Here is a 12,748-nt window from a genome sequence, read left to right as displayed (position 1 = left end):
GGGAGCAGGGGGCAGGGAGCAGGGGGAGCAGGGGAGGCAGGGGAGGCAGGGGAGGCAGGGGAAGCAGGGGGAGAAAGAATAAATAACTAATGCCCAATGCCCAATGCCCAATTCCCAATTCCCAATGCCCAATTCCCAATCCCCAATTACATATAACCTAATTAGGAGAAAATTATGTCATCGAAAGTAACAGTCAAAAATGTAAATATCGGCATTGACGAGGTGAGTAGGGCTAAAATTGCCGAAGGTTTATCTCGCCTACTGGCTGACACTTACACACTTTATCTGAAAACTCATAATTTCCATTGGAATGTAACGGGGCCAATGTTCCAAACGTTGCATTTGATGTTTGAGACCCAGTATACAGAATTAGCTTTAGCGGTTGATTTAATCGCCGAGAGAATTAGAGCGCTTGGCTATCCCGCACCGGGAACCTACAGCGAATATGCCAAACTCAGTTCAATTCCCGAAACTCCCGGAGTTCCTAAAGCTGTGGAAATGATCGGTTTACTGGTGGAAGGACAAGAAGCTGTAGTCAGAACTGCACGGTCTATTTTCCCCGTGATAGAAGAAGTTAATGACGAACCTACCGCCGATTTATTGACTCAGAGGATGCAAGTACACGAAAAAACAGCTTGGATGCTGAGAAGTTTACTGGAAGAATAAGAATTGGGAATTGGGGATTGGGCATTCATTAGTTATTTTTTCCTTGCTTCCCCTGCTCCCCCTACTCCCCCTACTCCCCCTGCTCCCCCTGCCTCCCCTGCTACCCCTACTCCCCCTACTCCCCCTGCTCCCCCTACTCCCCCTGCTTCCCCTGCTCCCCCTGCTCCCCCTGCCTCCCCTGCTCCCTCATCTCCCATGCCTATGCCCAATACCAAAAAGTTACAAAATTTAATGCAACAGGCGGGTATTTCAAGTTTTAAAGCTCTGAGTCGCGTTGCTGGTGTCTCAGAGCGTCAACTTTTGCGGTTACGCCAAGGAAAGCTAGAACAGATGCGGGTAGATGTGCTGCTCAAGTTGTCGCCAGTGCTACAGATTTCATTGAATGAATTAATTGCAACTTTTTCGACTGTGGAGTTGTTACAAGAGAAAACACCGCCCAATCAGGACTTGTTACAAGATATTACAGATTTAAGAAAAGAGTACCAGCGATCGCAACAACACATAGAACAGCAGCGAGAGATATTACTAGAAGAACTCCAGCAGTCAACTTTACAACTGCTGGAGTCATTGTTGTTGCAATGGCCAACAGCAGTACAGAAAGCACAGGAGAACCCACAGCTAGCAGCAGTGAAAATAGTACCCTTAGTGCAGAAACCCCTAGAAAAGCTTTTACAGGCGTGGGGAGTAGAAGCGATCGCACCAGTGGGAGCAGAATTACCTTATAATCCCCAACTACACCAATTAATGGAGGGAACTGTACAACCTGGAGAAACAGTTAAAGTGCGCTACACTGGCTACTTTCAGGGTGAGAAGCTGCTTTACAGAGCCAAAGTGAGTCCTCTTTGAGGGAGGAGCTAGGCTGTTGACCTTGATGGAATTTGGTTTTTTTTGATTCATGCTATTTTTGTGGAAGTATAAAATCTCTCTAGTGTCATTGCGAGCGGAGCGAAGCAATCCCAGGCGATTGCTTCGCTCCGCTCGCAATGACATAAAAAAATCACCTTGACAGGGCTAGAGTTAGGAGTTAGGAGTTAGGATTAACTAACTTTGACTTTTGACTCCGAAAAGCGATTTGCTACTGAGTAGGGCAATGCAAAAATCACCAAGCAAAACAAAATTTAAAAAGTTGCGGAATCCAGCATTCAAAAGGCGACAGAAGGGTTCTAAACAAGGGTTTTTGAGGACACTTGCCTCTAATATCCAAAACCAAACATCCAGTACAAAGTCTCGACTGTTTATAGTCTGGGGCGCATTAATGGCAGCAGGTTTGGGGTTAGCGATCAACTTGTATAACCTGCAAATTGTCAAGGGACAAAAATTAACAGAGCAAGCGCGAAACCAGCAAATGGTGAATTTGCGACCTTTTATGCCCCGTCGCCCAGTGGTAGATCGCAATAATAATCTGTTAGCCATTGACCGCCCTGTATATACTTTGTACGCTCACCCCAAACTGTTTAGTAAGTCTAATGAAGAGATGGCAGAGCGCCTTGCCCCAATATTGGCAAAAGATGCTCCTGAATTGGTGAAAATTTTTCAAAGCAAAAGAAGCGGAATTATCCTTGCCCCAGCCCTACCAGAAGAAACGATCGATCGCGTGACTTCTTTGCGCTTAGATGGTTTGGAGTTAATTCAAAAATACTCTCGATATTATCCACCAGATGATTTGGTTTCCGATGTAGTGGGCTATGTGAATGTTGACCGTCGTGGTCAAGCAGGTGTGGAATACTCTCAAGAGAAGTTATTAGAACGTCCTGTGCAAACAGTACGGCTCAGTCGGTCGGGTAATGGGGCCCTGATGCCAGATCATGCGCCCGAAGGTTTTCTGCATTTTGATGATTTACGGCTGCAACTGACTATTGATAGTCGTCTGCAACGAATTGCCCGGACTGCACTCAAACAACAAATGGAGAAGTTTGACGCTAAACGTGGGGCAGTAATTGTGATGGATGCCTTGGATGGTTCCTTACTCGCTCTCGTTTCTCAACCTACTTATGACCCTAATGAATATGCTAAAGCTAATATCTCGCTATTTAAAAACTGGACAGTGGCGGATCTTTATGAACCAGGATCGACCTTTAAGCCTTTGAATGTGGCGATCGCTCTGGAAAATGGTGTCATCAAACCAGATGATATGTTTAATGACTCCGGTTCTATTCGAGTCGCTAATTACACCATCAAAAATGCAATGAATAATGGGAATGGGCGAATCAGCATCGCTCAGATTTTACAATATTCCAGCAACATTGGCATGGTGCAAATTATCCAACGCTTAAAGCCTTCAATCTACTACAACTGGCTAGAACGCTTGGGACTAGGACAAAAAGTTGATACAGATTTACCTTTTGAAGTTGGCGGTCGGCTTAAAAGTCAAGAAGAATTTATCGCTTCACCAATTGAAGCAGCTACTACTTCCTTTGGCCAAGGCTTTTCTATGACACCCATACAACTAGTGCAAATGCATGGTGCTTTAGCCAATGGCGGTAAATTGGTAACACCCCATGTAGTTCGGGGGCTGATTGATAGCAATGGGCAGATGCATGATTCACCCACTCACAGCATTCCCCGCCAAATTTTCTCAGATGCAACAACTAAAAAGGTTGTAGAAATGATGGAAACTGTTGTTAATGAAGGCAGTGGTAAGGCAGCACAAATTCCGGGATATCGCATTGCTGGTAAAACTGGTACAGCCCAAAAAGCTAGTCCTAATGGCGGTTACATTAAGGGTGCTAGAATGACCAGTTTCGTGGCTATTTTGCCAGTGGAATCTCCTCGCTATGTGGTGTTTGCACTGGTAGATGAACCAAAAGGAGAAAGTGCCTATGGTTCTACTGTCGCCGCACCAATTGCCAAGTCGGTAATCGAAGCACTGATTCATCTTGAGGAGATTCCGCCAAGCAAGGCGATTGAGCAACGGGCGAAAGTGCCGTAGGCAGGAGGAGCAGGGGGAGAGAAGTATTGCCCAATGAGTAATGACTAATGAGTAATGACTCGAAATCCCCCGACTTGAAGCCGGGGGATGAGTTAATGAAACGCTTACGCTGTATTCATTTTTAATTTTTAATTTTTAATTTTTAATTCCGCCTTGCGGCACTAGTAGCCACTGACATCAACTAATCGATATCCTTCACCAACGAGTTTGTCAAAAGTCGCTTGATACTGGGCTGAAGTCAATCCATGTCGTGCTTCCCAAGCTGAACCACCAGACTTCTCCCAAATAGCGGCGTATCGGTTTTGTCCGTTGAGATTATAACCACTTACGTGAACTAATCGATATCCTTCACCAACGAGTTTGTCAAAAGTCGCTTGATACTGGGCTGAGGTCAATCCATGTCGTGCTTCCCAAGCTGGGCCGCCAGACTTCACCCAAATAGCAGCGTATCGGTCTTGTCCGTTCACACCATAACCACTAACATCAACCAACCGATATCCTTCGCCAACGAGTTTGTCAAAAGTCGCTTGATACTGGGCTGAGGTCAATCCATGTCGCGCCTCCCAAGCTGGGCCGTCAGATTTCTCCCAAATAGCGGCATATCGGTCTTGTCCGTTCACGCTGTAACCACTAACGTGAACTAATCGATATCCCTGACCAACGAGTTTGTCAAAAGTCGCTTGATATTGGGCTGAGGTCAATCCATGTCGCGCCTCCCAAGCTGGGCCGCCAGACTTCACCCAAATAGCAGCATATCGCCCTTGTCCGTTAACATCATAACCACTGACATCAACCAACCGATATCCTTCACCAACGAGTTTGTCAAAAGTCGCTTGATATTGGGCTGAAGTCAATCCATGTCGCGCTTCCCAAGCTGAACCACCAGACTTCACCCAAATAGCAGCATATCGGTTTTGTCCGTTAGCTACTGCTTGTCTTCTGACATCAGGAATTCTCTGTAACTGGGCGACATTTTGAGCAATTACCTTTGTGTTTGTCTTGGTATTGTTGACACTATTGACCAGGTTAATGGGAGCCGCAAAAGCGGAACTAACTAAAGTTGAAAGTAATACTGCACTAGAGGCAGAAAATGTTAAAGAGCGGATGAACATATTATTAGTAAATAAAACTGTAAATTTGGGCTTCACTGACTAGCATAGGTTTACATTTATTTTTTTATGCAACACCCAGCTAGCAATGCTGACAATTCTGGATACCCCACATTTACAGGTAATTCCTGAATTCAGAATACCGAACTTTTATTTGTATAGCTTTGGCGTAATTTTACTATGTAGTTTTAGCTGATTTTATACTGACAATAGTGAATGAAAGGCACAATACAAGACCATGAACTCAAATAAGCCCAGTATAAAACACATTTATATTGACGGTCAAAAGATATTATTTCCCAGCCAAGAAGAATGGGAAACTTTGCGATTCAACCCCTTTATTGATGATATGCCACTAGCTGTTTTAGATTTGCTTTGGCCAGCGCTTGAGTTAACTCAAAAATATCCTGAAATTCACTTAGGGCTTGGAAAGATATCAAATTTCAAAAGATGGATGCCATATATTTTTCTAGAAATAGAATCAAACTTTCAAAGAGTCCAGTTAGAAACTTTAAGCTGTGGTTTTTGCAATTGGCGAGGAAAAACAGCTAATCCTATGGATACGGGTCTATATTGTGGAGATGGGATAAATCAGGATCGGTTTACTCTAATGAAAGCTGCTGAAAGATATCCGATACTTCCTTGCCCTTGTTGTGGCGATCGCTTACCAAGACATCCAATTTGGGTAGAATACAATAATAAAGATTAATCACGGGTTAGTCGCGGCTATCCAAACAAAAGGCTTCTTATCTTTAAATTCTATTAGCTAGATATTTTGTAATCATTCTAATGACACAGATTAAGCCGGAAGTAAAGCGCATAGAAGAATTGCGCCAGTTATTGCAACAAGCTAGCTATGCTTATTACGTTCTAGATACTCCAATGATGGAGGATGCAGTCTATGACCAGTTATATCGAGAATTGCAACAACTAGAAATTCAATATCCAGAGTTGACAGCACCCGATAGTCCGACTCAGCGCGTGGGTGAAAAACCAGCAACTCAGTTTACCTCGGTGCGGCATAATATCCCCCTGTATAGTCTGGAAAATGCATTTAATATTGATGAGTTGCAAGGGTGGGATCAGCGTTGGCGGCGACAAGTACCGAAAATAGATTCAGTGGAATATGTCACTGAACTGAAAATTGATGGTTCTGCTTTGGCTCTTACCTACCAAGATGGCATTCTAGTTAGGGGGACAACTAGGGGTGATGGGGTGATGGGTGAAGATATCACCCAAAATGTACGGACAATTCGCTCAATTCCCTTGCGTTTGAATTTTGAAGGATTAGAAATTCTCGAAAGGGTGGAAGTACGCGGCGAGGCGTTTTTGCCGTTGGAAGTATTTAAACAAATTAATGAGGAAAGGCAAAAAGCGAGCGAGCAATTATTCGCCAATCCCCGGAATGCCGCAGCAGGTACACTCAGACAACTAGACTCGCGCATTGTCGCAAAACGGCGGTTAGCTTTCTTTGGCTATACCCTGCACATTCCTGGTAGAGATGACACCAGTATTGCTAATACCCAATGGGAAGCGTTGGAGTTGTTAGAAAAGATGGGTTTTCGAGTCAACCCCAACCACAAACTTTGTCCCTCGATCGCAGAAGTGGCAAAATATTATGAATATTGGGATACGGAACGCCTGAATTTACCCTACATGACTGATGGGGTAGTAGTAAAACTGAACTCTTTTAAACTCCAAGAACAGCTAGGGTTTACCCAGAAATTTCCTCGCTGGGCGATCGCTTTGAAGTATCCCGCCGAAGAAGCACCTACCCGTGTAGAAAATATTGCTGTAAATGTCGGACGAACGGGGGCATTAACACCGTTAGCAGAAATGCGTCCTGTGCAACTGGCGGGGACAACAGTTTCTCGCGCCACTTTACATAACAGCGATCGCATTGCTCAATTAGATATTCGCATTGGTGATACTGTCATTGTCCGCAAAGCTGGAGAAATCATTCCAGAAGTGGTGAGGGTACTCAAAGAACTCCGTCCTACTGACACTGAACCCTTCGTAATGCCCACCCATTGCCCAGTGTGCAATCAAGCAGTGGTGCGAGAATCAGGTGAGGCGGTGACTCGGTGCGTCAATGCTTCTTGTGCGGCGATTCTCAAAGGTTCCATTGAACATTGGGTAAGTCGTGATGCCTTGGATATTAAAGGCTTGGGGGAAAAATGCGTGCATCAACTCGTTGATAAAGCTTTGGTGCATTCTGTTGCCGATTTATATGAGTTGACAGAAAGCAAATTATGTGAATTAGAAAGGATGGGGGAAAAGTCAGCAGAGAAATTAGTAGATGCGATCGCTCAATCAAAAAATCAACCTTGGTCAAGGGTATTGTATGGTTTAGGCATCCGTCACGTTGGGAGTGTTAATGCTCAACTTTTGACTCAGAAATATTTCACCGTAGACCAGTTAGCGACAGCAAAACAATCAGATATTGAAGGAATTTATGGTATTGGTGCTGAAATTGCTCAATCTGTGTACCAGTGGTTTCGGATTGATGCCAACCAAAGATTGATAGAACGCTTGCAAGCAGAAGGATTGCAATTAACTGCCCCAGAAGAAACAAAAATAGTTGGTGATGGTAATCAAAAGTTTGCAGGTAAAACTTTTGTCGTTACAGGGACATTGCCAACCTTAAAACGGGATGAGGCAAAGGCTTTGATTCAAAAAGCTGGTGGAAAAGTGACTGATTCAGTGAGTAAAAAAACAGATTATTTGGTGGTAGGAGAAGATGCCGGTTCTAAATTAGAAAAAGCGCTCTCTTTGGGAATCACGCAGTTAAGCGAGGCGCAGTTATTGGAAATGCTTAAGGAATAATTTGTAATTAAGATCCGCGATCGCACTCTTGAGAACAAACATCGCACGTTCATCAAGCTTCATACATGGGCGATCGCTTGACTTGTAACACACTCTCCACAAGATTGGGCGATTACACTACAAGCGGCTGTTTCGTATAACGGCAAATCCTGAGTGCGAGTTATTGTGTCCGTTTTTTTTGCGATCGCTTTCGGTAAATCAACATTTAAGGGTTGTCAAGAAAAGGTAGACGCTCATGGTGCTACTGAACTACTAAAATTTGGTGAAAAGGTGATTTTAACTTGATGTGACGGTTATGCGACTAGAGTAAACGATAAATTGCGCTAGCGACGATCTAAAATGACACTGTTAATCGGCAAACACAAAGCAATTGAGTTCATTATTATGGCGCGTCAACGCTCGATTTTTTCATTTGTTCTAGTATTATTGGCCACATTTCTCCTGAGTTGTGGCAGCCCTGGTGTTGCGGTAGCACCTCCAAGTTACACAGCAACACAACTGGAAAGAATTCAGGAATACGTTCCTGAAATTCAGGTTGTGCGCGATCGCTCAGAAGAGTTGAAAACCCTGATCCAAAAAGGTGATTGGATCAATGTGCGTAACTTTATACATGGCCCCATAACAGAAGCAAGGCTGAATTTGACTTATGTCACTCCTAACCTTCTCACCAAAGACCAACCCAAAGCACGCCAAATAACGCGAGATTTGTTTAACAATCTGGTTAAACTCGATAAAGCTACCAGTGCAAGCAATCCTCAAATTGCCTTGAGTACATCCCAAGCTGCTTTCAAAGACATTGACAAATTCCTCGATCTGCTTCCCAAGACTAGCAGTGAACCAGAGGCAAGTTAAGCCCAAGGTTAAGATAGGCAAAGGGGGATGAGGGAGAGTAAAAATTGCTCCCTGATCTTCCCCTGCTTCCCCTGCTTCCCTTTAAAATAGCGATGAGTCATGTAGTTATTATCGGTTGTGGTGTAATTGGGGCTGCGATCGCTTATGAACTTAGTCAAGTCAAAGGGCTAAAGATTACGGTTTGCGATCGCCAACCACCAGCACAAGCTTCTACAGGGGCTGCACTTGGCGTTTTGATGGGCGCAATCAGCCAAAAAATAAAGGGCAAAGCTTGGCAGATGCGACAAACTAGCATCCAACGCTATGAAACTTTGATTCCAGAATTAGAAGCTTTAACAGGTCGCAAAATCCCATTTAATCGCCAAGGAATTCTTAGTCTTAGCTTGGAAGAAGAGAATTTAGCAGCATGGGAAAAACTTGTAGAAATTCGCCACTCTCAAGGCTGGCATTTAGAAATCTGGGACACAGCTAAACTCCAGAACATTTGTCCTCAAGTTAATCGTGAAAAAATTACTGGCGCTGTCTATTCTCCCCAAGACCGTCAACTCGATCCAACTGCTCTCACATTAGCTTTAGTTGAGGCTGCCCAGCAAAACGGTGTAACTTTCAAGTTTGGCGTGACTGTTTTGGATGTCCAAACCTCACAACTTGATACTTCTCCCCAGTTTTGTGTTCAACTTGAGACTACAGAAGGAAAAATAGCCGCAGATTGGTTTGTAGTTGCAGCAGGGCTAGGTTCAACGCCGCTAACAGCAAAATTAAATCAAATAATTGATATCCGCCCTGTGCTAGGGCAAGCATTGCAAATGCGTCTAGGACATCCATTGGGCAATCCCGACTTTCAGCCAGCGATAACGGGTAACGATGTCCATATTGTTCCTGTGGGCGGTGGAGATTATTGGGTAGGTGCAACCGTGGAATTTCCTAGTCATGGCGATGAGATACTGCCAAATCAAGAATTGCTGGAATCTGTTAGAGAACAAGCGATCGCATTTTGTCCAGAATTAGCCACAGCAAAAATTCTCCGCACTTGGTTGGGGTTACGTCCCCGCCCTGAAGGACGACCTGCCCCAGTTATTGGTAGGTTGCCAGGGTTTAGTAACATCCTCCTAGCTACTGGACACTATCGCAACGGTGTTTTACTCGCACCCGCCACAGCTTATGCAATTCGTGAGATGATTATTTCTCAGGAAGTGGGGAGTAGGGAGTAGGGAAATTAGGGGGATGAGAGGGATGAGGGAGACAAGGGAGACAAGGGAGAATTATTTAACAAGTTTCTTACCCAATGCCCAATACTTCGACTTCGCTCAGTATAAATGCCCAATTCCCAATTCCCAATTCCCAATGCCCAATGCCCAATTCCATAGGAATATAGCGTGTCAATAACAGAAAATAAAATCAATGTAGATTCACTGGAATGGTTTTATCGAGAGTCTTTACCGATCGGCAGAACTGACTTAGCGCCTGTGTTACTGCTCCACGGCTTGGTTTCCCAAAGTTATAGTTGGCGTAATATTATACCTGCTTTAGCCAATCAAGGTACAAGAGCGATCGCACCAGATTGGATTGGTTACGGCAATTCTTTAAAACCAGAAAAACGAGATTTTGCTTACACTCCCGATGCTTTTATCACAGCTTTAGAAGGATTTGTTAAAGCCCTAGAACTTGAACATTTTTCTTTAGTTGTCCAAGGCTTTTTAGGTTCTGTAGGACTACAATATGCTTTGCGTCATCCAGAACAAATTGCCAATTTAGCTATCTTAAATACACCAATATCAACTGCTGCCAAATTACCCTGGAAAATTAAACAAATGGGTTTACCTTTGGCAGGTGAAGTAATGACCCAAGACCCCTTATTAGTTGACCGGACGCTAGAAGGTGGTAGTCGTTATCGGATAGAAGATAAGGATTTGGATATTTATCGAAAACCATTTTTGAAAACTTCAGCATCTGGGCGGAGCCTTTTATCAAGCATTCGCAATTTACAGCTTGATTCAGCAATGACAGAAATCGAATCTGGTTTTAAAGAATGGCAACAGCCAATTCTAATCCAATGGGGGATGATTGACCCTTGGTTATCTGTAGACATTGCCCAAAATTTTACAGATTCTGCACCAAATACAGAATTAATAAAACTTAATAACGTTGGACATTATCCTCAAGAACACTACCACGAGGCGATTTTGGAAGACCTTTTACCCTTTGTACGTCGTAAAGATGCTCATTGACAATATAGCTTTGGCAAAAATCGATATTATAAAAATGAAACGCCAGATAAATTATTAGTGTTTATCTGTGGAAAACAAAGGAATTCTGGATTTTTGCCAGACTTATAATATTATTCCAGGCTGCATTTGTGAACCTTTTATTATCACTAAAAATGGCTCACAACCACAACTAAAGGAGATGAGTATTTATGGCTTATTCATGGTTTAAAGCATTTCACATTGTCGGATTTGTAGTTTGGTTTGCCGGTTTATTCTACCTAGTACGTCTTTTTATCTATCACGTTGAAGCAAACCTTGAGCCTGAACCAGCGCGAACGATCCTGAAAAATCAGTATCAAATTATGGAAAAGCGTCTCTACCATATCATTACTAACCCAGGAATGTACGTGACGATCGCAATGGCTATCGGTTTATTAAGCACTGAACCGGATATTCTAAAAGAGGGTTGGTTGCATATCAAACTGCTGTTTGTTGCTATTTTAATTGGCTATCATCATTACTGCGCTCGGCTGATGAAGAAGCTAGCAGTAGATGAGTGTGGCTGGAATAGTCAGCAATTACGTGCTTTAAATGAAGCACCTACAGTTATGTTAGTAGCGATCGTGTTGCTGGCTGTATTTAAGAATAATTTACCTACAGATATCGCTGCCTGGGCTATTTTTGCCATGATTATTTTCATGGCAGTCACTATTCAACTTTATGCCAAGAAACGTAGACAAGATAAAGAGAAGCTGACGGCACAGATTGGGCAACCACAACAACAAATTTAGATAAAATTGCTGTCTTAAACAAAGACAGATGTGCATCAATACTTATCGGATTTTGAGTAAGTAGTAATGCAAAATTAAATATACATTTGTCATTGCGAATGGAGCAAAGCGGAATGAAGCAATCCCAAGGTCTTGGGATTGCAACTCTTAGAGGTTGTTTGAAAAGTTTTTTTATACGCCTAACCCTTGGAGATCCCCCTAAATCCCCCTTAAAAAGGGGGACTTTGATTCTTCCCCCTTTTTAAGCTACGGTGTACACACAAGTTATCGAATCACTACAAGTTCTCGGATTACCCCACCCTAACCCTCCCCTTATAAAGGGGAGGGAACAAGATTTTCCGGTTTCCCCCCAATACATCGGGGGGATTAAGGGGGGTAATTCGACTTGTGTGTACACCGTAGCCCTTTTTAAGGGGGGATAGGGGGGATCAATGAGTGCCTAAAATCACACCTAACTACTTTTCAAACAACCTCTTAGAGACGCTGTTCGCGTTCGCTACATTTCATTCCGTACCCTACGGGAAGGCTCCGCCAACGCAATGACATAAATATTTTTGCATACGCACTTATTGGCTTTGCTCTTTTGGCAATGACATATTTACATGACTTTTTCACTCTTAGAAAAGGCATAGAGCCTACCTCAGCCGTTGGGGTGAGGGTAGTTTAGGAAACTTGTATATCTTGGAGTTTTGCCACCATTTCTGCACGCGCCGAAACCTTCAACTTGCGAAACATCCTTTTCAAAGCTTGTTTGACGGAATTCTGCGTAATCCAAAGCTTTTCACCGATTTCCGCGTTTGTTAATCCCTGCGCCACTAACTCAGCAATTTCTAACTCACGCGCTGTTAGAGGACTTGCTAAAAGGGAATTGGATATTTTTGGTTTTGTCCGCAGAGTCGCCATTTTTGCTGACAAATGAATGCATAGGGCACTCAAATCAGCTAAATCATTGCCATTAAAAGCAGGATTTCCCTTATCACGAGCCAAGTTAAGCGTTCCGACAAGACGGCCATCGCAAACAATTGGCCCAGTCATTACATGTTCGTGGTCGGAACGCGAACAAAAATGCTTCCAGTCTGTTGGTGATAATAATAACTGCTCATGGGCGGGGGCGTGACGTTCAACCACATAGCGCCCGACTGGATTGCTCTCTAAGCATACTGCCGGAATACTCTGAACATCGATTTGGGCCGTTGGCTGCTCATCTAGGAGATAAATACCCCAATTTTGCACGCCAAAATGCTCACTAATTTTTTCCGTAAGAGCTAGTCTTAATTCTTGCTCATTTCGGACACTAGCGATCGCATGAAATACGGCGTGGAGAGAATTAACCATAAGCATAAGTGTACCCAGTTGGGGACTATCCAA

Annotated in this window: 12 protein-coding genes; 9 read left to right on the top strand and 3 right to left on the bottom strand. The window is 43.5% G+C overall.

Going from position 1 to position 12,748, the window contains the following annotated elements:
• The first annotated feature begins 174 nt into the window (after positions 1-174).
• Positions 175-666, top strand: coding sequence for a Dps family protein (locus GTQ43_RS15215; RefSeq protein WP_265273424.1), 492 nt, complete (start codon positions 175-177; stop codon positions 664-666).
• 32 nt (positions 667-698) lie between these two features.
• Here the strand turns inward: GTQ43_RS15215 and GTQ43_RS15210 are convergent, their stop codons facing one another.
• Positions 699-863 (bottom strand): hypothetical protein, encoded by a 165-nt coding sequence (locus GTQ43_RS15210; protein WP_265273423.1) that lies wholly within the window; start codon positions 861-863, stop codon positions 699-701.
• Between the two features lie 4 nt (positions 864-867).
• On the opposite strand from GTQ43_RS15210, the gene grpE reads away from it, so the two are divergent.
• Positions 868-1,512: a nucleotide exchange factor GrpE gene (grpE, locus tag GTQ43_RS15205; protein WP_265273422.1), complete on the top strand. Its 645-nt coding sequence runs from the start codon at positions 868-870 to the stop codon at positions 1,510-1,512.
• A gap of 244 nt (positions 1,513-1,756) precedes the next feature.
• Positions 1,757-3,595: a peptidoglycan D,D-transpeptidase FtsI family protein gene (locus GTQ43_RS15200; protein WP_265273421.1), complete on the top strand. Its 1,839-nt coding sequence runs from the start codon at positions 1,757-1,759 to the stop codon at positions 3,593-3,595.
• A 161-nt stretch (positions 3,596-3,756) separates the two neighbouring features.
• Here the strand turns inward: GTQ43_RS15200 and GTQ43_RS15195 are convergent, their stop codons facing one another.
• On the bottom strand, positions 3,757-4,743 hold the full coding sequence (locus GTQ43_RS15195; protein WP_265273420.1) for a hypothetical protein: 987 nt from the start codon (positions 4,741-4,743) through the stop codon (positions 3,757-3,759).
• A gap of 199 nt (positions 4,744-4,942) precedes the next feature.
• Between GTQ43_RS15195 and GTQ43_RS15190 the strand changes: the two genes are divergently transcribed.
• The 6 genes from GTQ43_RS15190 to hemJ all read left to right on the top strand — a co-directional run bounded on the left by GTQ43_RS15190 (position 4,943) and on the right by hemJ (position 11,380).
• A complete protein-coding gene (locus GTQ43_RS15190) occupies positions 4,943-5,413 on the top strand; it encodes a hypothetical protein (RefSeq protein WP_265273419.1) in 471 nt (156 codons plus the stop codon).
• Positions 5,414-5,493: 80 nt separating this feature from the next.
• Complete coding sequence (gene ligA, locus GTQ43_RS15185; protein WP_265273418.1) at positions 5,494-7,530, top strand: NAD-dependent DNA ligase LigA; 2,037 nt, start codon at positions 5,494-5,496, stop codon at positions 7,528-7,530.
• A gap of 384 nt (positions 7,531-7,914) precedes the next feature.
• On the top strand, positions 7,915-8,382 hold the full coding sequence (psbQ, locus tag GTQ43_RS15180; RefSeq protein WP_265273778.1) for a photosystem II protein PsbQ: 468 nt from the start codon (positions 7,915-7,917) through the stop codon (positions 8,380-8,382).
• Between the two features lie 92 nt (positions 8,383-8,474).
• Positions 8,475-9,593 carry an NAD(P)/FAD-dependent oxidoreductase gene (locus GTQ43_RS15175; protein ID WP_265273417.1) on the top strand — a complete coding sequence of 373 codons (1,119 nt, stop codon included), beginning with the start codon at positions 8,475-8,477 and terminating at the stop codon, positions 9,591-9,593.
• Between the two features lie 165 nt (positions 9,594-9,758).
• Positions 9,759-10,610: an alpha/beta fold hydrolase gene (locus GTQ43_RS15170; RefSeq protein ID WP_265273416.1), complete on the top strand. Its 852-nt coding sequence runs from the start codon at positions 9,759-9,761 to the stop codon at positions 10,608-10,610.
• Positions 10,611-10,798: 188 nt separating this feature from the next.
• Positions 10,799-11,380, top strand: a complete 582-nt coding sequence (hemJ, locus tag GTQ43_RS15165) for a protoporphyrinogen oxidase HemJ (protein ID WP_265273415.1) — start codon at positions 10,799-10,801, stop codon at positions 11,378-11,380.
• 663 nt (positions 11,381-12,043) lie between these two features.
• On the opposite strand, the gene GTQ43_RS15160 is transcribed toward hemJ, so the two are convergent.
• Positions 12,044-12,715 (bottom strand): LuxR C-terminal-related transcriptional regulator, encoded by a 672-nt coding sequence (locus GTQ43_RS15160; RefSeq protein ID WP_265273777.1) that lies wholly within the window; start codon positions 12,713-12,715, stop codon positions 12,044-12,046.
• Positions 12,716-12,748 lie beyond the last annotated feature (33 nt).

Source organism: Nostoc sp. KVJ3 (assembly GCF_026127265.1).
Classification (GTDB): Bacteria; Cyanobacteriota; Cyanobacteriia; order Cyanobacteriales; family Nostocaceae; genus Nostoc.
The sequence above is the reverse complement of the archived record's forward strand: the minus strand, read 5'-3'. Positions and strand labels throughout refer to the sequence as shown.